We start from the raw sequence: 25200 nt of genomic DNA on the forward strand, positions 1-25200 counted from the left end.
GGCCGCACGCGGGTCCTGGGAGCGCGCGGGGGTTCCCGTCACGACTGCCCCACGAGGTTGGAGACGGCGGGGAAGGCGAGGAACACCATGAACGCGGTGCACAGCAGCAGCTGCGCCACGAGCATGGACTGCGACTTCTCCCCCGCCTGCCCCTCGGTGTCGGCCATGTCGCGCCGGCGCATGGTGGCCGCGCGCGCCGACAGCGAGGCGCGGATCTTCGCGCCGTCGTCCGAGGCGAGACCCAACGCCCCGGACAGGTCGACGAGTTCCGGGACGGCGAGCTCGGTGCCCAGCTCGCCCAGCGCCTCCCACGGGGTCGTCCCCAGCAACCGGGCGTTGGCGAGCGCCTGCCGGATGCGCACCAGCGCCCAGTAGTCGCTCACGGAGGCGGAACTGAGCAGCGCCTCGGGCAGGCCCCGTCCGCCGGCGAGGTTCATCGCGACCAGGTCGCAGAACACGCCGACGACGCGCCGGAAGTCCCGGCGGCGGCGTTCCGCGTCGGACCGCAGCGCCAGGTCGGGGACCAGGAAACCGGCGGCGCCCAGCACGAGCGCCAGCGGCAGCGGGACCCCTCCGGGGAGGGGGACGCCGCAGACCCGCAGGACCGCCCAGCACACCGGCGCCAGCAGCAGGAGCACCAGCCCGGCGACGACCTTCGTGGCCAGGAACTCCCCCGTGCCGCGGCCCAGCACCGCCAGGTCGGCGCAGGTGCGGTGCAGCCGCCAGCCGCGCTCGGCGCTGAGCACCTCCAGCCGGTCGGCCAGCGCCGCCACCAGGCGGCCGGTCGCGGAGCCGGGGCCGACCAGGGCGCGCCGGGGGGCGGCGGAGGCCGCCGCCTCCGCCTCGCTGAGCAGGGTTCGCCGCGACGTGCGGCGCACCGCGTCGTGTCGGGCGACCTGCACGGCCACCGAGGGACGCGGGCGCAGCAGGGCGCTCAGGAGGAGCAGGGCACCCGCCCCCGACGAGGCGCCGAACAGCAGTGCGAGGTTCACCGCGCCACCGCCGAACCCGTGCCCAGCCCCGTGCCCAGCCCCGTGCCCAGCCCCGTGCCCACCGTCGCCACGGCGGCGGTCGCCGTGACGCCGGCGGCGGTACCGGCCGTGGCCAGGAACCGTTCGTGGACCTCCACGCGGGCCAGGCGGCGCAGCCACACCAGCCCGACGAGGAGCAGCGCGGCCACCACGACCAGCGCCAGCTGCCCGGCCACCGTGGAGTACGGCTCGACGTAGGCGCGGTTGAACACGGCCAGCAGGCCCATGACGCCCAGCACGATGAGCAGGACGATCTGGACGCTGCGGCGGATGCTGCGGCGACTGGCCTCGATGCGGCGGCGCACGTCGAGCTCCTCGCGCGTGGAGGCGGCCAGGGCGGTGAGGACGTCGCGCAGGCCCGGTCCGCGCAACCGCGCGTTCAGCACGAGCGCCGCGCACACCACGTCGGCGCTGGGGTCGTCGACGTCCTCCGCGAAGCGCAGCAGCGCCTCCGGCAGGGGCTCGCGGATGCGCATCCGGTCCACCAGCAGGTTCAGCGACGGGCGCAGCACCGGTGCCGAGGTGGCGGCGGTCGCGGGGATCGCCTGCTCCAACCCGATCGCGCCGGCGACGGTGTCACGCAACGACTCCGTCCACGTGGCGAGCGCCTCGGTGCGGGCGATCCCGCGCCCCTCCTCGGCGCCGCCGCCCAGCAGGCGGTCCCAGCAGGCCGCCAGCAGGCCGATGCCGACGCCGGCCACCAGCCAGCGCGTCAGCACCACCGTCGCCACGCCGGCGGCCAACCCCGCCAGCACCCGGCGACCGCCCGCGCGCGCCCCCAGCCGGGCCCGCCACGACGGCGGCCTCGAACCGGCGCCCGGTGCGCGGCCCCGCAGGCCGAGCACCACGGCCAGCACGCCCAGGCCGGCGGCGCCACCGGTGAGGGCGACGACCACCTCCGGCGCGAGGAACCCGGTCACCGGGTCCAGCACGCTCCCCGCCGCCCCGTTCACGCGTCCCACCGCTGCAGCACCGGGGCCACGTAGCCGTGCCGCTCCAGGTCGGCGGCGCACTGCAGCGGTGCGTGCGCGCGGGCCACCCCGTCGGCCCCGGCGAGGAACACCTCCGAGGACAGCACCCGCCCGTCGACCCCGGTGACCTCACGCACGCTGGCGACCACCCGGCGCAGGCCGCCACCGGCGTGGTAGGTGTTCTGCTTGTCGAGGAACACCACGAAGTCCACGGACCCGGCGATCAGCATGTGGCTCGCCTCGACCGGCAGGCGTTCCTCGGCCTGCAGGGCGTAGGTCGCGATCCGGTTGAACACCTCGGCCGAGGAGTTCGCGTGGATCGTGGACAGGGAGCCGTCGTTGCCCTGGCTCATCGCGTTGAGCATCGTGACGATCTCGTCGCCGAGGACCTCCCCGACGATGACGCGGCTGGGGTTCATGCGCAGCGAACGGCGCACCAGGTCGGCCATGCTCACGCCGCCGACCCCCTCGGAGTTCTGCAGCCGCTCCTCGAACGCGACGGCGTTCGGGTGGGCCTCGACGTGGGCGTCCAGGCCGAGTTCCAGCGCCCGCTCGACCGTGATGATCCTCTCGTGCGGGCCGATCTCCGCAGCCAGCGCTCGGAGCAGGGTCGTCTTCCCCGAGTTCGTGGATCCGGCGATCATGATGTTCTTGCGGGCTCGCACGGCTGCGCGCAGGAACTGCGCGAGGTCGTCGGTCATCGACCCGGCGGCCACCAGGTCGGCCAGGCTCGCGGTGCCCAGGCGGGCGCGCCGGATGCTCAGGGCGGGGCGCTGGCACACGCCCATCACCGCCGACAACCGCGAGCCGTCGGGCAGCCGCAGGTCCAGCTGCGGGTTCGCCGCGTCGAACGGCCGGCTCGTGAGCCCGACGTTGGCGGCGAGCACCTGGACGAGTTCGACGAGGTCGTCGTCGGACTCGGCGACCGGTGCGTGCAGCTCCTCGCGGCCGTCGGCGTACCCGACGAAGACGCGGTCGAAGCCGTTGATGTCGACGTTCTCCACGTCGGGGTCGTCCAGCAGCGGCTGCAGCCGGCCCACGCCGAACAGCGCGGCCCCGATCGCCGCCGCCACCGCCTCCTCGTCGGACGCGGCCAGTGGTGCACGGCCCGCCTCCACCTCCGCGCGGGCGTGGTCCTCCAGGACCTGCACCACGAGGGAGCGGGCGAACTGGCGCTCGTCGGCGCTGGACATGGGCGGACGGCCCGCGAGGTCGTCGCGCCGGCGCTGGCCCGCCAGCCGGTCCGCCACCTGCACGCGCAGGCGGCGCACCAGGTCGTGGTCGACCGCACCGACGCGGCGCGTGCCCGGGACGGGGCCCGAGGGCGCCGCCGGGAACACGCTCACGCGGCGTCCCTCGGCCGGCCGGCGGCCGCAGCGGCCACCGCCCGCACGACCGCCCGTCCCGCCCGCACCAGCGCGGTCCGTTCCGGGCGCGCGGTGCGCGCGCCGTCGAAGACCCGGGCGCCCGCGGCGTCCAGCGGCAGCCGGCCGAAGTCCTCGACCCACTCCCCCACCTCGAGCAGCACCCGGGCGCTGCCGTCGGCGTCCCCGCGCTGCAGGTCACCCACCACGACCACCCCCACGCGCGGCAGCAGCCCGTCACCGCGGCGCAGGGCCCCGGCGAGGACGCGCAGCCGCTCCCGGGCGTGCAGGACACCGGCGACGTCGTCGCGCACCACCAGGACGACGGCGGTGGACTCGCGCAGCAGGGGCAGGTGCACCGGGTGCGCTCCCAGGCGTCCGCCGTCCACGAGCACGTCGGTGGGGCCGGTACCGCCCGCGCCCCGCGTCACGTCCAGGACGGCGGCGGCCAGGGACGGCCACGACCGCTCCGCGGCCCGCGCCTGCTCGGGCGCGCCCAGACCGCACACCACCGGGGTACCGCCCGATGCGGGCTGCGCCTGCGCGAGCACCTGCTCGGCGCTCAGGCCGCGCCGCGCCGACGTCAGCAGCGGCAGCAGGCCCCGCTCGGCGTCCAGGACACCGCCACCGGCCGTGGGCCAGCGGGCGGCCACGTCACCACCGGCGGGGTCGGCGTCCAGCAGCAGCACGGGCGCCGGCCACAGCGCCGCGCTGAGCATCGCGGTCGTCGTCGCACCGGGAGACCCCTTGGCGGACACGAAGGACACGAGGGCCACGGTTCACCGACCCTCGAGGTCGACGGGCGGGGTGGTGCCGTCGGCGACCCGCGCCACCGCCACCTGCCCGGCGGACGCGGCGGCCACCACGCCCGCGGCCTGAGCCGTGGGCACGAGCAGCGAGACGGTGTCGCCGGCGGAGCGGGCCGAGTCGGCCCCGGCGGCGACCACGCGCGCCGACGTCAGCAGGACCGTCCCGGCGGGTTCCCCGGTCACCGTGCCGGAACCGTCGGCCGAGACCAGGAAGGCGCGCACGACGTCTCCCGAGCGCAGGGGCTCGGTGGGCCGCTGCTCGGGGCCGAGCACGAGACCCACGACGGCCGCGTCCACGGGCACCGCGTCCCCGGCCAGGAACATCGTGCGGTTCAGCAGCGTGTCGGCGGGGATGCGGCCGGTGGCGTACGTCCCCACGAAGTTGCCCAGCGCGGCGGAGGGCACGACCGCGGCACCGTCCGCCGCGACCCGGGCCACGCCCAGGTCCTCCGCGTCGACGCGTTCACCGGGGGCGATGTCGTGGCGCGCGACGAGCACGTCGACCCGGTCGCCGCTGCGGTGCACGACGAGCGCGCTGCCCAGCGCACCGCCCACCACGAGCACCAGCCCGAGGGCCAGCAGGGCCGGGCGGCGTTCGCGGGTGGGAGCGGGCACCCGCCGGGTTCCGGGGTCCAGGACCCGTCCGGGCGCGCCGGTGCGGGGTGGGGCAGCGGTGGGGGGCATGCACCGAAGTTCGCACGGCGGGACCGGGCGACGGTCACGGTGAGCAGCCGGATGCCCCGAGCGGACCAGGCACGTCACCCGTCCCGACCACCGCGCCGCCACGGGGAGTGAGCGGATCGGGTGAGGGACCGCGCCGCCCCCGGGCCCCGGGCCGGTGCGCCGCCCGTCAGACGCCGTCCGTCAGGCGGGAGCGGCCTGCCCGCCCGTCCGGGCCTCCTCGTCCCCGTGCCGGGGCCGCGGCGCGGCAGCAGCGGCCAGGGCTGCCGACAGGTGCTCCGCCACGGGCGCCACGTGGGGCTCGCGCAGGATCGACATGTGCTCCCCGGGCACCTCCACCAGCGTCCACTCCCCCGACAGGTGCGGCGCCCACTGCCGCCGCTCGGCGGCCTCCGGGTCGTCCGCGGCGACCAGGACGAGGGTGCGGCCGCCGTAGGTCCCCGTCGGGCGGTACCAGCGCTGGACGACCATGCCCTGCCGGAAGAAGCGCACGTAGTGCCCCAGGCCCGGGTGGGGCACCACACCGGTCAGCGCCAGGGACAGCGCCTCCTTGGCCTTCTCGCGCAGCGTCGGGTACGTCGAGCGCGGCATCAGGGAGGGGTTCGGCGGGAAGGAGTCCAGGACCGCCAGGAGCTCGACCTCCTCACCGGCCGCGCGCAGCCGGCGCGCCACCTCGTGGGCGACGAGACCGCCCATCGAGTGACCGGCGATGCGGTAGGGGCCGTGCGGCTGCACCCGGCGCACCGTGCCGACGTGCCGACGCGCCATCCGCTCGATCGACCAGTCGGGCAGCGCCCGGTTCTCCAGGCCGTTGGCCTGCAGGCCGAGCACGGGCCCGGGGTGCTCCACCCGCTGGGCCAGGGTGCGCAGGGCGACGGCCGCGCTGCCGGCGCCGGCGACGAGGAACAGCGGCGGCCCCTCGCCCGCGGCGCGCAGCGGGACCAGCGTGGGGTTCTCCTCGCGGGCGGTGCGGCGCGCCGCGGCCGCGAAGCGGGCAACGGTGGGCTCGGCCGCCAGCAGCGCGGTGGTCAGCGGCCGGGGCGGGTCCTGCACGACCTCGGCCATCCGCGCCACCAGCGCCTCGGCGGCCAGCGAGTCGCCGCCGAGCTCGAAGAAGTCGTCGTGGACACCGAGGTCCTCCAGCTCCAGGACCGCGGCGAACTGCTCCCGGACGACCTGCTCCCAGCTGGTGCGCGGCGCCTCGTGCGGAACGGTGGAGGGTTCCGGTTCCGGCAGCGCGGAACGGTCCAGCTTGCCGCGCTCCGTGCGCGGCAGCGCGTCCAGGAGGACGACGTACCGCGGGACCATGTGCGAGGGCAGGTTCTCCCGCACCACCGCCCGCACGGCCGAAGCCTGCGGCCGCGGCCCCTCGGGGACGACGTACGCCACCAGCACCACGTGGCCGGTGCGCGGGTCCGGCCGGCCGGCCACCACGGCCTCCCGCACGCCGGGCTGGGCGAACAGCAGGGCCTCGACCTCCCCGGGTTCCACCAGCAGGCCGCGGACCTTCACGCTGTGGTCGGAACGTCCCAGCAGCCGCAGGCAGCCGTCCTCGCCGAGGACGCCGACGTCGCTGGTGAGGAAGGAACGGGTGCCGTCGGGGTTCGCGGTGAACACCTCGGCGGTGCGCTCGGGCGCGTCCCGGTACCCCTGCGTCAACCAGGGGGACGTGACCACCACCCGGCCGGTGCCGTGCGGGCGGCGCACCCCGTCCTCGCCCCGCACCTCGAAGCGCGCCCCCGGCACCGCCCACCCGACCGGGGTGGCGCCCTGCGGGGAGGCGTCGCCGGGCTCGATCCGGAACTCGGCCATCAGCCACGTCTCGGTGGAGCCGTAGCGGTTGCGCAGCACGCACCGCGGGCCCACGGCGGCCCGGACGCGGCTCAGCTCCGCGCCGTGGACGGTCTCCCCGGCCATCGTGACGCTGACGAGGCCGTCGAGACGCTCCCCGGGAGCCAGGGCGGTCAGCGCCCCGCGCAGGATCGCCGGGGAGGCGTGCAGCACGTCGACCCCCTGGCGCCGCATCCACCCGGGCAGTTCCGACACCGACCGGCTGCGCGGGTCGAACAGCTCCTGGCGGGCGCCGACGAGCAGGCACGCGAGGGTCGCACCGATGCCGGCGCTGAACCCCAGGGGCAGCAGGTGCGCCACGACCGCGGACGCCCCGTAGCAGCCGGTGCCCACCGAGTTCACCCACGCGTCGTGCAGGATCGAACGGTGGTCGCAGGCCACGCCCTTCGGCGCACCGGTGGATCCGGAGGTGTACACGAGCACCGCGGTGTCCCCCGGCGCGGCGGGGGCGGCGAGGAGCTCCGCGGCCGCCGCCAGGTGGTCCGCCCCGGTGCACGCCGCGTCGCCGGGGTCGAGCACCGTGGTGACCACCTCGGCCGCGGTGGCGGCGCGCGCGGCGTCGCTGACGCAGATCGACGCCCCGGCGGAACGCACGTAGTGACGCAGCCTGGCCGCGGGGGTGGTGTGGTCCAGCACGACCAGGGGGCTGCCGCTGGCGATGACCCCCACGACGGCGGCGACGGCACCCGCGTCGTGACCGCGAAGGACCGCGACGGGCTCCCCGGCGGCGCCGGCGGCCAGCACGGCGGCCCGGACCCGGGCGGCGCGCACCAGCAGGTCGGCGCCCGTCAGGCCGTCCTCGCCGTCGGCGACGAGCACCCGTCGCGCGGCGTCGAGGGCCACCTCGACGATCCGGGGGACGAGCGTCCCCGTGGCGTGGTCCTCCGAGAGCGGCGCGACCATGTGAGTACCCCCCGTGACGTCCTCGCGGGCGCTCCCCCAGCGTCCGCGAGGCGCACCTTAACGGCTCACCGCAGCCGCAGGACCCCGTTCAGACCGCCCGGCGCTCCGCTCCCCCACCCGGGCGCAGGGAACTCACTCCCCGTGCGGCGCAGTGGCTCCGCGCCACGGCACGGCAGGGCACGGACGGGGAGCGCCTCACGCCGCATCGCCGCGGGCGACCAGCTCACGCGCCAGCTGCCGGTAGGCCTCCGCACCCGGGTGGCCGCTCGCGTACACGGTGATCGGCTCCGCAGCCACCGTCGCGTCCGGGAACTTCACCGTGCGGCCGATCACCGTGTGGAACACGTCGTCCCCGAACGCCTCGACCACGCGGGAGACGACCTCACGGCTGTGCAGCGTGCGCCCGTCGAACATCGTGGCGAGGATCCCGTCGACCTCGAGGACCGGGTTCAGCCGCTCCTGCACCTTCTCGATCGTCTCCACCAGCAGCGCCACCCCGCGCAGCGCGAAGAACTCGCACTCCAGCGGGATGAGCACGCCGTGGGAGGCCGTCAGGGCGTTGACCGTCAGCAGCCCCAGGGAGGGCTGGCAGTCGATGAGCACCACGTCGTAGTCGCCCAGCACCGGGCGCAGCGCCCGCGCCAGCACGCTCTCGCGCGCCACCTCCCCCACCAGCTGCACCTCGGCCGCCGACAGGTCGATGTTCGCCGGCAGCAGGTCCAGCCCCTCCACGGCCGTCTCCCGGACCACCTCCCGCACGTCCGTGCCCGGTTCCATGAGCAACTGGTAGACGGTGCGGTCCAGCTCGTGGGAGTTCACCCCCAGGCCCGCGGACAGGGCACCCTGCGGGTCGAAGTCCACCAGCAGCACCCGGCGGCCGTACTCGGCCAGTGCCGCACCCAGGTTGATGGTCGTGGTGGTCTTGCCCACCCCGCCCTTCTGGTTGCACATGGAGATCACCCGGGCCGGGCCGTGCTGCTGCAGCGGCCGGGGCACGGGGAAGGCGGGCAGCGGCCGACCCGTCGGCCCCTCCTGCGGACCGAGCTCGATCTCGCCCTGCACGTCGCGGGCGTCACCCGGCGGCACGACCCGGCCGTCGCCGGGCGCAGCGGTCACCGGATCGGCGGTGTCCGGCTGCACGGCGGGTCGAGGCGTCCCCGACGGCGCGCCCGCCGCACCGGGCACCGGCGGGATCGAGGGGGCGGGCGTCGGGAACTCGCTGGTCACTGGCGTGGCACTTCCTCGTCTCGGGCGGTGCTCCGCGCCCCGCGAAGCGGTCGCGCAGGCGCGCTGGCGCGACGACCTTAGTCCGCGACCCCCGGTGACCGGTGCGCGCGGGGGTGCGTCTCCGCGTGCACCTCCCGCAGCGAGTCCGCCGTGACCAGCGTGTACACCTGCGTCGTGGCCACGGAGGCGTGGCCCAGCAGCTCCTGCACCACCCGCACGTCCGCGCCGCCGCGCAGCAGGTGCGTGGCGAAGGAGTGGCGCAGGGTGTGCGGCGAGACCGCGCGCACGATGCCCGCACGCCCCGCCGCCGACTGCAGCACCGCCCACGCGCTCTGCCGCGACAGGCGCGCGCCACGGGTGTTCAGGAACAGCGCCGCCGTGCCGCGGCCCTGCGACGCCAGGTGCGGGCGCGCCCGCACGAGGTACTGCTCCAGGGCTCTCAGCGCGTACGACCCCAGCGGGACGACGCGCTCCTTGGCGCCCTTCCCCCGCAGGCGCACCACACCGCTCTCCCCGAGCACCTCCGGGGAGGCGTCGTCGACGTCCAGCCCGACCGCCTCGCTGATGCGCGCGCCGCTGCCGTACAGCAGCTCCAGCAGCGCCCGGTCGCGCAGCGCGAGGGGGTCACCACCGGACCCCGCCACGTCCAGCAGCCGTGCGACCTCCTCCACCGTCAACGCGGTGGGCAGGCGCCGCGGCGGTGTCGGCGGCCGCACCAGCGACGCGGGGTCGGTGCCGCTGCGGCCCTCCGCGTGCAGGAAGCGGTGCCAGCCGCGCACGGCGGAAGCCGTGCGCGCCGCCGAACTGGCCGTCAGCGCAGCACCACCGTCGGCACCGCTGCGCAGGGCCACGACGAACGCGCTGACCGCGGCCTCGTCGACGGCGGCGGGATCGTCCACACCCCGGGCGGCCAGGAAGCGCAGGTAGCGCCGCAGGTCGCGGCGGTAGGCGCCCAGGGTGTTCTCCGACAGGCCGCGCTCCACCCGCAGGTGCCCCAGGTAGTCGCGCAGGGCACCGACGAGCCGCTCCCCTGGCTCCCGCGCTTGCTCCCGCGCATCGGCGGGCGTCGCGGAGGTCACGGGCAGCACCCTGGTGACACTAGGGCAGCGCCCGGCGCCCGAGGAGCAGCGACGCGGCCGGGCGCAGTGCGCCCGGCCGCGTCACCGGCCGGTCGGGCCGGCCGGTCCTAGCGGCGCAGCAGGCCCTCCGGCCACGGCTCGTCCGCCGGGTGCAGCGTCGCGAAACCGGCCGCCTGCGCGGCGTGCACCGCCAGCACCCCGATCACCGTGCCCGGGTTGCGCAGCCGGCCCTCCAGGACCGCGCGCACCGCCTCGGCCAGCGGCACCCGCACCGGCACGAGGTCGCGCTCCTCGTCCTCACGGGTGTGCCGCTGCTCGAGCGGCACCGCGGACAACCCGCGCGCGAGGTAGATGCGGTTCGCCTCGCTGGAACCACCCGGGGAGTTGAACCAGTCCACGACGACGGCCCAGTCGGCCGCCACGAGGTCCGCCTCCTCCGCCAGCTCGCGCTGCGCCGCCCGCAGCGGCGGCTCGCCGGCCACGTCCAGCAGACCCGCCGGCAGCTCCCACAGCTCCCGGCGCACCGGGTGGCGGTACTGCTTGATCAGCAGCACGTTGTCGTCGCCGTCCAGGGCCAGCACGGTGACGGCACCGGGGTGGCGCTGCACGTCGCGGGTCACGGTGCTGCCGGCGCCGTCGTCACCCGGCAGCTCCACCACCTCGCGCACCACGTCCCAGACGTGACCGGTGAAGACGACCTCGCTGGAGCGCAGCGGCCGCTGGACGGGGGCGTCGGCGACCTCCGCCGCGGCGACCAGCGGCACACCCAGTTCCTCGGGGAAGGCGCTCACGCGGTCACGTCCGACAGCTCCACCGGCTCCTGCACCGGCGCGGCGTGCTCCTCGGCGGGCTCCGGGTCCACGTCGATCAGCTGCTCCTCGCGCTGCCGGCGCAGGGCGGCCGCCACGAGACCGGAGAACAGCGGGTGCGAACGGGTCGGTCGCGACTTGAACTCCGGGTGCGCCTGGGTCGCCACGTAGTACGGGTGCACGTCCTCGGGCAGCTCCACGAACTCCACCAGCTCGCGGTCCGGGGAAAGCCCCGAGAACACCAGGCCCGCGGCCGTGAGCTGCTCGCGGTAGGCGTTGTTCACCTCGTAGCGGTGCCGGTGCCGCTCGGAGATGCGCTCGCTGCCGTAGGTGGCGGCCACCACGGACCCGCTCTGCAGCACCGCCTCGTACGAGCCCAGCCGCATCGTGCCGCCCATGTCGCCGGCGCCGGCGACGATGTGCTTCTGCTCGGCCATGGTGGCGATGACCGGCTGCTCCGCGTCCGGGTCGAACTCGGTGGAGCTCGCGCCCGCCATCCCGGCGACGTTGCGGGCGTACTCGATCACCATGCACTGCAGGCCCAGGCACAGGCCCAGCGTCGGCACGCCGTTCTCGCGCGCCCAGCGCAGCGCCCCCAGCTTGCCCTCGATGCCGCGCACGCCGAAACCGCCCGGCACGCAGATCGCGTCGACGTCGCGCAACTGCCTGCGGGCCCCCTCGGGCGTGTCGCAGTCGTCCGCGGCGACCCAGCGGATGTCGACCTTGGCGTCCTCGGCGAACCCGCCGGCACGCAGCGCCTCCGTGACCGACAGGTACGCGTCGGGCAGGTCGATGTACTTGCCGACCAGGGCCACCTCGACGCGCCGGCGCGGGGAGTGCACGCGCCGCAGCAGCTCGTCCCACGTCGTCCAGTCCACGTCGCGGAACGACAGGTTCAGCTTGCGCACGAGGTACGCGTCCAGACCCTCGCGGTGCAGGACCTTGGGGATGTCGTAGATCGACGGGGCGTCCACGCAGGCCACCACGGCCTCGTCGTCCACGTCGCACATGGACGCGATCTTCCGCTTGACGCCCTCGGGGATCTCGCGGTCGGAGCGGCACACGACCGCGTCGGGCTGGATGCCGATGCTGCGCAGCGCCGCCACCGAGTGCTGCGTCGGCTTCGTCTTCAGCTCGCCGCTGGGGCCGATGTACGGCACCAGGGAGACGTGCACGAAGAACACGTTGTCCCGGCCCAGGCGCTGACGGACCTGCCGGGCGGCCTCCAGGAACGGCAGGGACTCGATGTCGCCGACCGTGCCGCCGACCTCGGTGATGATGACGTCGATGTCGTCGCGCGCCTGCGCGCGCATCCGGTCGACGATCTCGTTGGTGATGTGCGGGATGACCTGGACGGTGTCGCCCAGGTACTCGCCGCGCCGTTCCTTGGCGATCACCGAGGAGTACACCTGGCCGGTGGTCACGTTCGCCGACGCGTCGAAGCGCACGTCGAGGAAGCGCTCGTAGTGGCCGATGTCCAGGTCGGTCTCGGCACCGTCGTCGGTGACGAAGACCTCACCGTGCTGGAACGGGTTCATGGTGCCCGGATCCACGTTGAGGTACGGGTCGAGCTTCTGCATCGCCACGCGCAGGCCGCGCGCACGGAGCAGGCGACCGAGGCTGGAGGCCGTCAGACCCTTCCCCAGGGAGGAGGCCACCCCCCCGGTGACGAAGACGTGCTGGGTGGGGGACTCGGGGTTGCTGCGGTTCGCCACGGACTTCGAGGTTACCCGACGTCGGAGGTGCCGCCGTCCCGGCGCCTGCCGCCGGCCGCGCACCGCGCCGCGGCGTGCTCGCCCAGCACCTGCGCCAGGGCGTCCTCGGCGCCCGGCAGCCCGGCGGCCCGGCGCCTGGCGCGAGCGGACCGCTCCTCGCGCAGCGCCGGATCCGCCAGCAGGGCGTCCACGGCCGCCGCCAGCGCCACCGCGTCCCCCACCGGCACCAGGTCGGCGGCGTCACCGGTGACCTCGGCGGTGCCGCCGGCGTCCGTGGCGACCACGGGCACACCAGCACGCAGCGCCTCCTGCACGAACACCGGCTGCCCCTCCCAGGCGCTGGCGCTGACGGCCACGTCCGCCGAGGCCAGCAGTCCCGGCACGTCGCCGCGCTCCCCCAGCAGCCGCACGGGCAGGCGCTCGGCGGCGACGCGAGCCGCCAGCGCCTCGCGCAACGGCCCGTCGCCGGCCACCAGCACCCGCGCCGGGTGCCGCAGCAGTCCGGCGGCGTCCAGGAGCACGTCCAACCCCTTCTGCGGGGCCAGCCGGGCCACCACGAGCACCACCGGGTCCCCCGGCGGCAGCACCGGTGCACCCGCGGGCAGCGGCGGGGCCGGCACCAGTGCGCGGCGCACCCGCCGGGCCCCCGCCGAGCGCGCCTGACCCACGAGGTCGCCGGAGACGGCCAGGACGACGTCGGCGGCACGGGCCACGGCGTCCTGCACCGCACGCCCCAGCCGGGCCCGGGGCCCGGTGCCGAGGACGGCGTTGTGCAGCGTCACGACCAGAGCCGGTCGCGGCCGCAGCGACCGCACCGCGAGCGCGGCCACCAGGGCCGCCCGCACGCCGTGCGCGTGCACCACCGCGCCACGCACCGAGGGCGCCCGCAGCGCCCGCCGCAGCCGCGCCGCAGCGCGCAGGTCGCGGACCGGGTCCAGCGAGGCACCGATGTCCACGGGCGCGGTGGCGGCGGCGAAGCGGAACCGCTGCAGGGTGGCCGCGGGAGCGGCCACGTGCACCGCCGCACCGCGCTCCCGCAGCCCCTCGCACAACTGCGCGACGTGCCGGCCCACCCCCCCTGCGCTGGTGCCCAGCACCAGGACCACCGGCTCGCCCCCCGCACCCACCGCCCCGTCACCGCTCCCGGCCACGTCCCCTCCTCCTGCCGCCCTCAGCGGCTCAGCACCCGTCGGGCGAACCCGGTCAGCACCCGTGCGTCGGCCGGCGCCAGCAGCCTCGCGACGCCTGCCCACACCGCCGCCGCGACCACCGCGGCCAGGAGCCCGGCGGCCAGCACCCCCGGCAGCCCACGCTCCCCCAGCAGGGCGGGCAGCGCGGCACCCGAAGCCGCCCCGGCCGCGGCGGCCACCAGGGCGGCCGCCGCGGACGCCACGAGGGCCCGGCCCGCGCCGGCCAGCGCACCGACACCACCCACCCGGCCCACCGCGCGCGCCAGCAGCGCGCCGGCGACGCTCAGCCCCACGGCGTGCGCCGCGGCGAGAGCGGTGACGACCTGTTCCGGCGGCACCAGCGCCGCGCCGGCGACCATGCCCACCAGGACGAGCGCCCACCCGGCGACGGCCGCGCTCGCCGCGGCCCGCCCGGCTCCCAGCGCGTACAGGGCTCGCGTCAGCAGCGCCGCCAACCCGTAGCCGAGCAGGCCGGGGGCGAAGATCACCAGGGCGGCGGACAGCTCGTCGGTGCGTCCAGAGCCGACCCGGCCGACCACGAACACCGTGGCGACGGGCCCGGCGGTGGCCGCCAGCAGGGCCGCACCCAGCGAGCTGACGAGAAGGACCGTGCGCACCGCCCGCGCCAGGAGGCGGCCGAACGCCTCGAGCGCACCCTCCTCGGCGGCGGTGGCCAGTCGGGGGAAGACCGCGGTGGCCACCGGAACGGCGAGCACCGCGTACGGCAGCAGGAACAGCGCCCAGGCGTAGCTCCAGCGGTTGACCGCACCCGGGACGGCGTCGTTGCTGAGCACGATCACGGCCACGGCCACGGCCTGCTGCGCCAGCAGCACCACCAGCCCCGACAGGGCCAGGGAGCGCAGCCGCGGCCAGTCGCCCGGCGCGGGGCGCAGGGCGGGGCGCCACCGCACCGCCGAGCGCAGCGCGGGGACGTGGGCGGCTACCAGCGCCACGACCCCCAGGGTCGTCCCGCCGGCGAGCACCGCCACCGCGGCGAAGGGCACCTCCCCCAGGCCGGCGCGCACCACGGGAGCGGGCACCAGGACCCCCACCAGCAGGTAGGTGGCCCCGACGACCAGGCTGGAGACGAGCGGCGCGGCGGCGGGCGCGGTGAAGCGCTGCTGGGCCTGCAGCGCACCGGCCAGGACGACCGCCACCGCGTACAGCGGGACCTGCGGCAGGAACACCAGGAGCATCAGCGCACCGGTGCCGACCGGGTCCCCACCGCACTCCTGCGCGGACGTGCCCTGCAGCAGCAGGTCCACCAGCGGCCGCGCCAGCACGGCCGTGAGCACCGCGACCGCGGTGAGGACCAGCACGCTCCAGGTCAGGGCGGCCGACGCGGTCCGCGACGCCGCCGCCCGGTCCGCCGGGTCCGGCGAGGCCAGCCGCGCCGAGAGCAGGGGGACCAGCACCCCCGCCAGCGCGCCGCCGGCCACGACCTCGAACAGGACGTTGGGCACCTGGTTGGCGGTCGCGTACACCGTGCCGAGGCAGCTGTCGCCCACCGTCTGCGAGAACGCCAGCAGGCGCCCGAAACCCGCCAGGCGCGCGGCGATCGTCAGCGCGGCGACCGAGGCGGCGGCGGCGGCGACCGACCGCGCCGCCCTCACGGACGCCCGAGCCGGTCCAGCTCCCGCAGCAGCGGGGACGCCTCGATGACGCGGCTGAAGCTGACCCGTTCCGAGGCGAGGGTCAGCCCGGTGACGACCCCCAGCGCGGCGATGCGCCCGGCGCGGTCCCAGCGCGCCAGGCACGCCACGCCCAGCAGGGCGCCCAGGGCGTTGGCACCGGTGTCGCCCAGCATGCTGCGCCCCGCGAGGTCGCCGGGCAGGACGGCGACCGCGGCACCCGCGCCGGCCGCGGCCAACGGGCGGGCCCGCAGCGCCCCGGCGCTGCCCGGGGACCCGGTGCCCAGGGAGGCGGCCACGACGACGGCGACCTTGGCCGCCCGGCCCGGGCGCAGGTCCAGCAGGTTCAGCAGGTTGGCGCTGCCGGCGACCAGTGCGGCCCCCACCGCGGCGTCGGCGAGCTCACCCGCCCGCCGGGGCGGGCGGGGCGCCACCAGCGCCGCGCAGGCGACCCCCGTGGCGCCCAGCCCCAGGACCTTCAGGGCCCCGGTGGTCAATCGCCCGCGGCGCAGTGCGGTGAGGTGGCCGGCCAGCCCGCGGGCGCCGGACTCCCGCTCCCCGCGGCGCTCGCCGAGGTCGTCCACCGCCCCGAACACCGCCGCCGCCAGAACCGCTGTCGCCCCCGCCCGGCCCCACGGTGCCGCGGCGGTGGCGGCCCCCGCCCCGGCGGCGAGCGCGACCGCGGGTCCCTCCAGGAGGGTGACGACATCCCCGCGGTGGTTGCGGCGGTCCCACCGCCCCGCCCCGCCCGGGACGTGGCGGGGCAGCCACCGGGTCAGCGCGTGCCCGGCACGGGCGGCGACCGCGGCAGCCGCGGCGGTGCGCGCCACCGTCCCCGCGCTCACTGCTCCACCGGCGCGGGCGAGGGGTTCACCAGGGCCGAAGGCAGCGGCGGGCTCACCGACGTGGCGCCGAGACCCGTGCCGTAGTGGCCGGAGCGGTCGGCCAGCTGCTCGCGCAGGGCCAGCACCACGTTGACGCGGCCGATGGCCGTGTCGAGGTCGCCGACGGTGCTGACCTGCTCGGCGATCTCATCGGCCGCACGCACTGCGGCCACGGCGCCGTCGGTCTCCACCGATTCCGTGGGGCCGGCCAAGACCGCACCGGCGGACCGCTCGTCCAGCTGCTCGGCCAGGGCGGCCCAGGCGGCGGTGTCCGCCTCGGCCTGCGCGTCGCTCGCGTCGGCGTCGGGAGGACCGGCGACGAGGAGCGCCAGGGTCGAGCGCTGGGTCACCTCCCCGTCGACCTCCACCAGCCCGGCGTCCGCGAGGGCAGTGAGCAACTCGGTGCGGGCGGGGTCGTCGACGACGGTCTGCGCGAGGTCCCCGGTCACCAGTGCGCGCGCCAGGGCCGCGGCGAGCACCTCGGGGACCTCGCCGCTGGCCGCGGTCCCCCCGTCGGCGAGCCGCTGCGCGAAGTCGGCCGCGAACTCCTGCCGCGCGGTCTCCTGGGCCTCGTCGGTCCAGTCGTCCTGCACGGTCACGAGCGCGGGCACGGTGGCACCCGCCTCGCGCAGCACCTCCACCGCCGCGTCCGTGGTACTGGCGTCGGCACCCGGCAGCTGCACGACGGCCACGGCGCGCCCACCCAGCTGGCGCTCCACCACGGCCGGGGCGACGGCCTCGGCCCACGCGTCCTGCGCCTCGCCGACGGCCAGGGCCTCGTCGCGCTCGGCGCGCAACTGCTCCCTCTCCTCCGTCAGCTGGCGCACCTGGTCGGTGATCCCGGTGGAGATGCCCTCGTTGAGCGGACCGGCACCGAGGACGATGCCGACGGCCAGCGCCAGGAACACCGACACCAGGGAGATCACGTGGTACCGGAAGTCGATCACTGCTCGTCCTGTCGTCGTGGGTGGGGCCGTGCGCCGGGCGGTGTCCCGCGCCTCACGGCCCGTCCCCGGTGAGGAGACCGGTGGCGAAGGCCCAGGCGTCCCCGAGACGGGCACCGGTCACCGCCAGGATCGCCTGGCCCGTGGGGGTCACCGCGAGCGCGGCCACGAAGGCCAGCACACCCGCCAGCACGAGCAGGAGGACCTGCCGGTCGGAGACCCTCGACTGGTACAGCCGGGACACGCCCTTGGCGTCGACGAGCTTGCCGCCCACGCGCAGCCGCGTCAGGAACGTGCTCGCCATCCCCGCACGCCCCTTGTCCAGGAACTCCACGAGGGTGACGTGGGTGCCCACCGCCGCGATGAGCGTGGCGCCCTTGTCGTCGGCCAGCAGCATCGCGACGTCCTCGCTGGTACCGGTGGCGGGGAACACGACGGCGTCGATGCCGAGCCCTCGCACGCGCTCCAGGCCGGGGGCGCGCCCGTCGCGGTAGGCGTGCACCACCACCTCGGCACCGCTGCGCAGGGCCGCGTCGGAGACGGAGTCCATGTCACCGACGATCATGTCGGGCTTCCAGCCGGCCTCGAGGATGGCGTCGGCGCCGCCGTCGACGCCGATGAGGACCGGCTTGTACTCGCGCACGTAGGAGCGCAGCGTGACGAGGTCCTCCTTGTAGTGGTAGCCGCGCACCACGATGAGGACGTGCCGCCCCTCCAGCCGCGTGCGCACGTCGGGGACCCCGACGCCGTCGAGCAGCAGTTCACGCTCGCGCCGCAGGTACTCCATGGTGTTGGCCGCGAAGGCCTCCAGCTGCAGGGACAGCCCGGCGCGGGCCGCCTCCATGTCGGCGGCCACGAGCTCCGGCGTCAGGCGCCGGCCGCGAGCCACGACCTCCTCACCGCTGCGCAGCTCGTCACCGACGAGCTGCAGGCGAGCCCCCTCGGCGACGGCCGTCATGACCTCGGTCCCCACCGCGTCGAGCACGGGGACACCCGCCTCGACGAGGATCTCCGGGCCCAGGTTCGGGTAACGCCCGGACGTGCTCGCGGAGGCGTTCACCACGGCCGCCGGCCCGCACGCCACGAGCGCCTCGGCGGAGACGCGGTCGAGGTCGAGGTGGTCGATGACGGCGATCTCACCGGACCGCAGCCGCTTGGTCAGGGTCTTGGTCCGCCGGTCGACGCGTGCGGTGCCCTGCACGGTGCTGGCCTGCGCCTGGGACGCGCCGCCGGGCGCCTCCGCCCGGGTGGGCCCGCGTCCCCACCGGCGCCTGCTCACGTGCTCACCCCTCACCCGACGATCCACCCGCCCTCGATCCACCTCCTGCGCCACCCACCGCCCCGCCTCAGCCGCCGGGGCGCTCGGCGGTCGCCGTCGATCGTCGCACGCGCGGCTGGCGCGCTCGTCTCGACGGGGCCCGTGGCGGCGCGGCGGCGACCTCCGCTTCGGCGCGGGAGGAGCGCAGCAGCTCCTCGGCGTGGGCCCGGGCGGTTCCGGAGCCGCGGCCGGAGAGCATGCGGGCCAGCTCCTCCACCCGGCCGGAGTCGTCCAGGCGCACGACGCCGGACTCGGTGACGCTGCCGTCGTCGGTCTTGACCACGGTCAGGTGCGCGTCGGCGAACGCGGCCACCTGCGCCAGGTGGGTCACGACGACGACCTGGGTGCTGCGCGCGAGCGCGGACAGCCGCCGACCGATCTCGACGGCGGCCCGGCCACCGACCCCCGCGTCGACCTCGTCGAAGACCATCGTGGGTACGGGGTCGGCGCCCGCCAGCACCACCTCCAGGGCGAGCATGACGCGCGAGAGCTCACCGCCCGAGGCGCCCTTGGCCAGCGGCCGGAAGCCGGCGCCGGAGTGCGCGGCGAGCTGCAGCTCCACGGTGTCGCACCCGTGCGGCCCGAGCCCCTCGCCGGAGCGGACGTCGACGCGGACGCGGGCACTGGGCATGGCCAGGGCGTTCAGTTCCGCGGCGACCCGCTCCTCGAGCTCGCGCGCGGCGCGGGTGCGGGCGGTGGTGAGGCGCCCGGCGATCTCGTGCAGCTCCCGCTCCACGGCGTCGCGCTCGCCGGCCAGCCGCTCCAGCCGGCCGTCGTCGTCCAGTTCCAGCAACCGGGCGGCGGAGCGCTGCGCCCACGCCAGGACCGCGTCGACGCCCTCGAGCCCGTCGCCGTCCGGAGCGGGTGCGTAGCGACGCACGAGGGCGGTCAGCTGGGCGCGCCGCTCCTCCACCGCCGCCAGCCGGGCGGGGTCGACCTCCAACCCGGCCGCGTACTCGGCGATCTCGGCGGACAGGTCGGCCAGGAGGTAGGACAGCTCCCCCGCCCGCCCGGCGAGCTGGGCGAGCGCCGGGTCGTGCTCCCCGGCCTGCACCAGGGCGCGCCGGGCGGTCTGCAGGAGGCTGTCCGCGCCGGCGTCGGTGGCGGGCCCCTCCTCCGCACCGGCGCTCTCCCCGGTCAGCGCCTGGTGAGCGGTGGCGGCGGCCGTGCGCAGCACCTCCACGTGGGCGAGCCTGCCGGCCTCCTCCTTCAGCGCGACGTCCTCACCGGGGCCCGGGTCGGCGCGCTCGACGTCCTCCAGCCCGAGCCGCAGCAGCTCCGCCTCGCGGGCGCGGTCGGCGGCGTGCGCGGCGAGGTCGTCGTGCTCGGCCGCCAGGCGGCGCCAGCGCACCCAGCGTTCCGCGTAGGCGACCCGGTCCGCGTCGAGCTCCGCCCCGGCGAAGGCGTCCAGGACGCGCAGCTGCTGGACCGCCGAGCGCAGCCGCAGCTGGTCGGTCTGCCCGTGCACGGCCAGCAGGTGCTCGGCGAGCTCGGCGAGCACCCCCACGGGAGCGCTGCGCCCACCGACGTGGGCGCGACTGCGCCCGGTGGCGGACAAGGTGCGGGCGATGAGCAGTTCGCCCCCCTCCAGCTCACCCCCGGCGTCCAGTGCCCGCAGGGCTGCGGGGCCGGTGGGGTCCACGGACAGCCGCCCCTCCACCGAGGCGGACTCCGCCCCGGTGCGCACGGCGGCCGCGTCGGCGCGCTCCCCCATGAGCAGCCCGAGGCCGGTGACGACCATCGTCTTGCCGGCACCGGTCTCACCGGTGATGACCGTGAGGCCCGGCCCCAGCGGCAGTCGGGCGTCCCGGATGACCCCGAGCTCCCTGATGCGCATCTCCTCGATCACACCGCTCACCCCCCGTCCGCGGCCGCTCGCGGCCCGCGCCAGCCGTGCACGGGCAGGCCGAACTTCGCGACGAGCCGGTCGGTGAAGACGCCGGTGCTCAGCCGGGCCAGCCGCACCCGCTGCTGCGAGCGCCGCACCTCGACGCGCGCCCCCACGGGAGCGGCGAAGGTCCGCCGCCCGTCGCACCAGACGACGCCGCCGTCGTCGAGGCTGGGCAGGACCTCCACCCCGACGCACGAGGTGGGGGCGATGACCAGCGGACGCGCGAAGAGCGCGTGCGCGCTGATGGGCACCACGAGCAGCGCCTCCACCTCCGGCCACACCACGGGACCGCCGGCCGAGAAGGCGTAGGCGGTGGAACCGGTGGGGGTGGCCGCGATGAGGCCGTCCCCGCCGAAGGTGCTCAGGGGACGGCCGTCGACGTCGACGACCATCTCGATCATCCGTTCCCGGTTGCCCTTCTCCACCGAGACCTCGTTGACCGCCCACGAGCGCGTCACCACCCGGCCGTCGAGCACCACCTCCACGTCCAGCGTCATCCGCTCCTCGACGCGGTAGTCGCCGGCCACGACCCGGGAGACCGACTCGACGACCTCTTCGCGCTCGGCCTCCGCGAGGAAGCCGACGTGCCCGAGGTTGACGCCGAGCAGCACGGTGCTGCTGCCGCGGACCAGCTCGGCGGCGCGCAGGATGGTGCCGTCACCGCCGAGGACGACGACCACCTCGGCGCCCTCGACGGCACCGTCCAGCTGGCACTCGTGGACCAGGCGCCGGTCGGCGACGCTGAGGGCCTCGGCCTCGTCGGGGGTCATGAGGGTGCGCACGCCGGCTGCGTGCAGCGTGCGGACGACGTCCGTGAGCGCGGCCACGGCCTCGGCGCGCCCGGTGTGGGCGAGGACCAGGACCGTGCGCACCTCCGTCGCGGGGCCGCCGGCCTGGGCGCTCACGACAGCCCCGCCTGGGGCCCCTCGGCGACGGCGCGCCGGAGCGCCTCCTCCTCCAGCCCGGGGGCACCCGCGGCCAGGTGGAGGAAGTACTCGACGTTGCCGCTGGGCCCCGGGAGCGGGCTGGCCGCCACGCCGCGCACGCCGAGACCGCACCCGGCGGCGGCCCGCGCGACCGAGCGGACCGCGTCCGCCCGCAGCTCGGCGCTGCGCACGACCCCACCGGATCCCAGGGCCTCCCGGCCCACCTCGAACTGCGGTTTGACCATGAGCACGAGCTCAGCCTCCGGAGTGACGCACCGCACCAGCGCGGGCAGGACGAGTGCCAGGGAGATGAACGACAGGTCGGCCACGGCGAGCGAGGGGGCGGGCGCCACCTGCTCCGGTTCCAGGGCGCGGACGTTGGTGCGCTCCAGCACCGTCACCCGCGGGTCCTGCCGCAGCGGCCAGGCGAGCTGGCCGTACCCGACGTCGACCGCGACGACGTGAGCCGCGCCGCGACGGAGCAGCACGTCGGTGAACCCGCCGGTGCTGGCTCCCGCGTCGAGGCAGCGGCGATCCGTGACGTCGACGGCGAAGGCGTCCAGCGCTCCCACGAGCTTGTGCGCCCCGCGGCTGACGTACGCGGTCTCCTCCTCGCCGGACTCGACGACGATCGCGGCGGCCGGGTCCACCTGGGTGGCGGGCTTGCCCGCCCTGGCCCCGGCCACCTTCACGCGGCCGGTCACCACGAGCTCGCTCGCGTGCTCGCGGGAGCGCGCCAGCCCTCGGCGCACGAGCTCGGCGTCCAGGCGCAGGCGGCGGGCCACGTCAGCCCTCCGCGCCGGCCAGGCGCTCGCGCAGGGCGCGGTCGACGTCGTCGTACACGTCGACGTGCTCGTGCACGCCCAGGCCGTCCAAGACGTCCAGGCGGGCGAGCGCGGCCTCCAGCGAGCGGTCCGCGGCGATGTCCTCGGGGCCGGGCACGCCGGCCGCGGTGTGGGCGGGCGGCGCCGGCCGCGGCGTCGGGGCGGGGTGGTCCGTCACCCGGGTGAGGTTACAAGCCGCTCCCGACGGCCCCGGGGACGTCGTCCCCAGGGACGTCGATGTCGGTGGTCAGGCTGTGGGCGACGAGCTCGGCCAGCTCACCGAGATCCACGTCCCAGCTCTCGTACGTCTGCGCGTCCCGCACCGCCCAGGCCGCTTCGGCGGCCGCCCGCAGCACGTCGAGCCCGTCCGGCCCGGCGGCCGCGGAGCGAACGAACGCCCCCTCGGAACCGACACCGACCTCCGCACCGCGGCAGCGGGCGACGATCGCGTCACCGCCGTGCTCGAGAACCGGCACCGGGTGCTCGTCGTCGAGGGAGCGCAGGTCGCGGCCGATCAGGTGCGGGCGCTCGTGCGGGGCCGCTGCCAGCAGCTCGCGGGCACCGGTGACGCCGGTCAGCACCAGCAGACCCGGCAGCCCCGCGGCCCGGGCCCCCTGCAGGTCGGTGTCGAGCCGGTCGCCGACCACGAGGGCGTTCCGCGCGCCCGAGCGCGCGACGGCCTCGTCGAACAGCGCCCGCTCGGGCTTGCCGCACACGACGTCCGGTTCCCGGCCGGCAGCTCGCGCCACCAGCTGCACCAGCAGGCCGTTGCCGGGAGCGGGGCCGCCAGGGGTGGGCACGGTGGCGTCGAGGTTGGTGGCGACCCACCACAGGCCGGCCCGCACGGCGTGGGTGGCCTCGGCCAGCCGAGCCCACGAGGTGTCGGGGGAGAAGCCCTGGACGACGGCAGCCGGGTCGTCCGCGAGGGACTCCACCGGCTCGAGTCCGCTGGCCTCCAGCGCCTCGCGCAGCCCCTCCCCGCCCACGAGGAGCACCCGGGAGCCACTGGGCAGCCGCTCGGCGAGGTGACGGGCGGCGGCCTGCGCCGACGTGACCACGTCCTCGTCCCGTGCCGGGGCACCGAGGGCACGCAGGTGCTCGGAGACCGTGGACGGTGGTCGAGACGCGTTGTTGGTGATGTACGCCAGGCGCGCTCCCGCGTCCTCGGCCCGGGTCAGGGCCTCCGCGGCGTGCGGGACCGCGTGCGGACCGACGTAGACGACACCGTCGAGGTCGAGCAGGAGGACGTCGTGCTCGGCCCGCAGTGGCCGACTGCTGCCGCGGAGCACCGCGGTGGGCGTGGCGGGCACATCGTGGTCGATGGCGTTCTCGGTGGTGCTCAAGGACTCCCCGGGTTCTGCCGCGCCGCCAGCGTGGCGCGGACCTGTCGCAGACGGTCGGCGTACTCGGGCCGGTCCGGGCGCATGACGTGGGCCATCGCCAAGTGCTCCGCGGCCAGCCCGAAGCGCCCGAGACGGCTCAGGCTCAACCCCAGGCCGAAGTGAGCGTAGTCGTCGGCCGGGCGGGCGTGTGCGAGGCGCCGGAACGACTCGGCGGCGGCCGCTATGTCCCCCGCGTCGTACTGGGCACGCGCCAGCGCTTCGAGGATCCCCGTGGAGGCCGGTTCCTGGGCGTGCGCGCGGGTCAGCAACGTCGCGGCGGCGGCGGCTTCCCCGTCGGCGAGCAGAGCGAGACCCCGCTGCAGCCACTCGTAGGTGCTGCCGCGGGGACGCCCCGGTTCCCGCGGGCCGTCTCCTCGAGGGGCTGCGGCGTCCGGTCGATCGGGCACGGCGGGACCTCCTTCGGCATGCAGGGCTCGACCGTAGGATGCGCCGGGTGGAGCCGGAACGCACGGGGGCGCGCGCTGACGCCCCGGCTCCCGGGTCGGCCGGTGCGTCACTTGCGCGCACCGATCTCCTGCGTCCCTTTCCCGGACTGCGGTACCGGGAGGACGTGGTGGGGTCCCTGCACGGGGTGCTGGCACCCCCGCACACCGAGATCGCCAGGTCCACGCGCGAAGCGGCACTGGAGTCCCACCCGTACTTGGTCACCCACCTGGAACGGCCCGGGCGCTCCGGTGGCGGCCCGGGTGAGGCACCTGCAGTCGTGGACTGGCTGAAGCGGGGCGCCCTGACCCAGGACCCCCCGTCCCTGTACGTCCTCCAGCAGCGCCGCGGGGGGCGGACGCACCGCTTCGTGGTGGGCGAGGTCGGGGCCGAGGACGACGATCGGGTGCTCCCGCACGAAGCCACGATGGAGCACGCGGTTCGCGCCAGGGCGGAGCGACTGCTGGCGGTGCGCGTGGATTCCGAGCCCCTGCTCCTGGTGGATGCCGAAGCCGGCCCGGGCGACGCCTCCGGATCCACCTCAGGACTGAGCTCACTGGTGCACAGGGCTGTCCTCGAGGGACACCACGTCGCCGCCACGAGGGGCGACAACGTCGGCCAGGTGGACGTGTGGCGTCTGGACCCGAGCGCGACGGTGGACGAACTCCGGTGGGCGGTCGGTTCGAGGCGGTGGCTGATCGGCGACGGGCACCACCGGTGGGCCGCTGCTCGGCAGCTGAACGTCGCCCCCCGGGGCTCCAGGGCCGTCCTGGCCGCGTTCGCCGTCCCCGGCGAGCACCCCCTGGAGGTGGCGGCCTTGCACCGCGTGGCCCCGGCGGGTTCCGGCAAGTCGCTCGCCGGGGCGGAGCAGGTGCGCCCCCTCCTCTCGACGGATGCGGAGACGCTGCTACGGCGACTGGCTTCCCTGCGCGAACCCGACTGCCTCTTGATCGAGGGAGGCACCGCAGCAGTGCTGCACACGCCAGGACGCTCGTCCTCGGCGTGGGGCGCTGCGGCCTGGGTGGACGAGGCCCTGGCGACCGCGGGCGTTCCCGGTCACCTGGTGTCGTACGTAGCCAGCGCCGGAGCCGCCATCGAACGACGACGTCGAGGTTCCACCGTGATCCTCCTGCCGACTCCCCAGGTGCGCGACATCGTCACGGCGGTGGCCACCGGTGGTTCGATGGGACGCAAGTCGACGTCCTTCCAACCCAAACCCTTGGCCGGAACCGTGCTCCGCCTGCGCTGAGGAGGCCAGCTGAATGCACCGGGCGTGCAGCAAGTGCGCCCCAACGCGTGAAAGGCCCTGCACCCCCCACCACAGCA

The 25200-nt window shown here is 76.3% G+C and carries 22 protein-coding genes; 1 reads left to right on the forward strand and 21 read right to left on the reverse strand.

All coding sequences use genetic code 11. The features are described 5' to 3' along the window. Positions 1 to 38: 38 nt before the first annotated feature. The 21 genes from MN205_RS19900 to MN205_RS20000 all read right to left on the reverse strand — a co-directional run bounded on the left by MN205_RS19900 (position 39) and on the right by MN205_RS20000 (position 23837). On the reverse strand, positions 39 to 992 hold the full coding sequence (locus MN205_RS19900) for a type II secretion system F family protein (protein WP_242130204.1): 954 nt from the start codon (positions 990 to 992) through the stop codon (positions 39 to 41). Further along, positions 989 to 1984: a type II secretion system F family protein gene (locus MN205_RS21320; RefSeq protein WP_308220319.1), complete on the reverse strand. Its 996-nt coding sequence runs from the start codon at positions 1982 to 1984 to the stop codon at positions 989 to 991. Before MN205_RS21320 ends, MN205_RS19900 begins: the two co-directional genes overlap by 4 nt. Further along, entirely contained in the window at positions 1981 to 3342 is a 1362-nt protein-coding gene (locus tag MN205_RS19910) for a CpaF family protein (protein WP_374115997.1), read from the reverse strand. The genes MN205_RS21320 and MN205_RS19910 overlap by 4 nt, the downstream gene beginning before the upstream one ends. A 2-nt stretch (positions 3343 to 3344) precedes the next feature. Next, positions 3345 to 4142, reverse strand: a complete 798-nt coding sequence (locus tag MN205_RS19915) for a hypothetical protein (RefSeq protein WP_242130206.1) — start codon at positions 4140 to 4142, stop codon at positions 3345 to 3347. A gap of 3 nt (positions 4143 to 4145) precedes the next feature. Next, positions 4146 to 4859: an SAF domain-containing protein gene (locus tag MN205_RS19920; RefSeq protein WP_242130207.1), complete on the reverse strand. Its 714-nt coding sequence runs from the start codon at positions 4857 to 4859 to the stop codon at positions 4146 to 4148. A gap of 180 nt (positions 4860 to 5039) precedes the next feature. Then, positions 5040 to 7610 (reverse strand): AMP-binding protein, encoded by a 2571-nt coding sequence (locus tag MN205_RS19925; protein WP_242130208.1) that lies wholly within the window; start codon positions 7608 to 7610, stop codon positions 5040 to 5042. 195 nt (positions 7611 to 7805) lie between these two features. Further along, on the reverse strand, positions 7806 to 8672 hold the full coding sequence (locus MN205_RS19930; RefSeq protein ID WP_242130236.1) for a ParA family protein: 867 nt from the start codon (positions 8670 to 8672) through the stop codon (positions 7806 to 7808). A 242-nt stretch (positions 8673 to 8914) separates the two neighbouring features. Next, positions 8915 to 9916 (reverse strand): site-specific tyrosine recombinase XerD, encoded by a 1002-nt coding sequence (gene xerD, locus MN205_RS19935; RefSeq protein WP_308220320.1) that lies wholly within the window; start codon positions 9914 to 9916, stop codon positions 8915 to 8917. Between the two features lie 107 nt (positions 9917 to 10023). Then, the gene (locus MN205_RS19940; protein ID WP_242130209.1) at positions 10024 to 10707 is read right to left on the reverse strand and encodes an NUDIX hydrolase; all 684 of its coding nucleotides are present in this window, start codon (positions 10705 to 10707) and stop codon (positions 10024 to 10026) included. Further along, positions 10704 to 12440 (reverse strand): CTP synthase, encoded by a 1737-nt coding sequence (locus MN205_RS19945; RefSeq protein WP_242130210.1) that lies wholly within the window; start codon positions 12438 to 12440, stop codon positions 10704 to 10706. The genes MN205_RS19940 and MN205_RS19945 overlap by 4 nt, the downstream gene beginning before the upstream one ends. Positions 12441 to 12451: 11 nt before the next feature. Then, positions 12452 to 13591 (reverse strand): glycosyltransferase family 4 protein, encoded by a 1140-nt coding sequence (locus tag MN205_RS19950; protein WP_242130212.1) that lies wholly within the window; start codon positions 13589 to 13591, stop codon positions 12452 to 12454. A 20-nt stretch (positions 13592 to 13611) separates the two neighbouring features. After that, the gene (murJ, locus tag MN205_RS19955; protein WP_242130214.1) at positions 13612 to 15243 is read right to left on the reverse strand and encodes a murein biosynthesis integral membrane protein MurJ; all 1632 of its coding nucleotides are present in this window, start codon (positions 15241 to 15243) and stop codon (positions 13612 to 13614) included. After that, positions 15240 to 16106, reverse strand: coding sequence for a hypothetical protein (locus MN205_RS19960; RefSeq protein ID WP_242130216.1), 867 nt, complete (start codon positions 16104 to 16106; stop codon positions 15240 to 15242). The genes murJ and MN205_RS19960 overlap by 4 nt, the downstream gene beginning before the upstream one ends. Next, positions 16103 to 17092 carry a copper transporter gene (locus tag MN205_RS19965; protein WP_242130219.1) on the reverse strand — a complete coding sequence of 330 codons (990 nt, stop codon included), beginning with the start codon at positions 17090 to 17092 and terminating at the stop codon, positions 16103 to 16105. The genes MN205_RS19960 and MN205_RS19965 overlap by 4 nt, the downstream gene beginning before the upstream one ends. A 52-nt stretch (positions 17093 to 17144) precedes the next feature. Then, positions 17145 to 18368: a putative cytokinetic ring protein SteA gene (gene steA, locus MN205_RS19970; RefSeq protein ID WP_242130220.1), complete on the reverse strand. Its 1224-nt coding sequence runs from the start codon at positions 18366 to 18368 to the stop codon at positions 17145 to 17147. Between the two features lie 67 nt (positions 18369 to 18435). Beyond that, entirely contained in the window at positions 18436 to 20244 is a 1809-nt protein-coding gene (gene recN, locus MN205_RS19975) for a DNA repair protein RecN (protein ID WP_255820908.1), read from the reverse strand. Between the two features lie 17 nt (positions 20245 to 20261). Next, positions 20262 to 21203 carry an NAD kinase gene (locus MN205_RS19980; protein WP_242130222.1) on the reverse strand — a complete coding sequence of 314 codons (942 nt, stop codon included), beginning with the start codon at positions 21201 to 21203 and terminating at the stop codon, positions 20262 to 20264. Further along, the gene (locus MN205_RS19985; protein WP_242130223.1) at positions 21200 to 22009 is read right to left on the reverse strand and encodes a TlyA family RNA methyltransferase; all 810 of its coding nucleotides are present in this window, start codon (positions 22007 to 22009) and stop codon (positions 21200 to 21202) included. The genes MN205_RS19980 and MN205_RS19985 overlap by 4 nt, the downstream gene beginning before the upstream one ends. 1 nt (position 22010) lies before the next feature. Then, the gene (locus MN205_RS19990) at positions 22011 to 22226 is read right to left on the reverse strand and encodes a hypothetical protein (protein WP_242130224.1); all 216 of its coding nucleotides are present in this window, start codon (positions 22224 to 22226) and stop codon (positions 22011 to 22013) included. A gap of 10 nt (positions 22227 to 22236) precedes the next feature. Next, positions 22237 to 23391, reverse strand: a complete 1155-nt coding sequence (locus tag MN205_RS19995; protein ID WP_242130225.1) for an HAD-IIA family hydrolase — start codon at positions 23389 to 23391, stop codon at positions 22237 to 22239. Further along, a complete protein-coding gene (locus MN205_RS20000) occupies positions 23388 to 23837 on the reverse strand; it encodes a tetratricopeptide repeat protein (RefSeq protein ID WP_242130226.1) in 450 nt (149 codons plus the stop codon). The genes MN205_RS19995 and MN205_RS20000 overlap by 4 nt, the downstream gene beginning before the upstream one ends. Before the next feature lie 38 nt (positions 23838 to 23875). On the opposite strand from MN205_RS20000, the gene MN205_RS20005 reads away from it, so the two are divergent. Next, positions 23876 to 25123 carry a DUF1015 family protein gene (locus MN205_RS20005; protein WP_242130227.1) on the forward strand — a complete coding sequence of 416 codons (1248 nt, stop codon included), beginning with the start codon at positions 23876 to 23878 and terminating at the stop codon, positions 25121 to 25123. Positions 25124 to 25200 lie beyond the last annotated feature (77 nt).

This window comes from Kineococcus sp. TRM81007, from assembly GCF_022669155.1.
Taxonomy (GTDB): domain Bacteria; phylum Actinomycetota; class Actinomycetes; order Actinomycetales; family Kineococcaceae; genus Kineococcus.

What these genes read in the sequence shown, in the direction of transcription:
- MN205_RS19920 (WP_242130207.1), bottom strand. Translation starts at nt 4,859, where the DNA reads ATGCCCCCCACCGCTGCCCCACCCCGCACCGGCGCGCCCGGACGGGTC.
- recN (WP_255820908.1), bottom strand. Translation starts at nt 20,244, where the DNA reads ATGCGCATCAGGGAGCTCGGGGTCATCCGGGACGCCCGACTGCCGCTG.
- MN205_RS19925 (WP_242130208.1), bottom strand. Translation starts at nt 7,610, where the DNA reads ATGGTCGCGCCGCTCTCGGAGGACCACGCCACGGGGACGCTCGTCCCC.
- MN205_RS20005 (WP_242130227.1), top strand. Translation starts at nt 23,876, where the DNA reads ATGCGCCGGGTGGAGCCGGAACGCACGGGGGCGCGCGCTGACGCCCCG.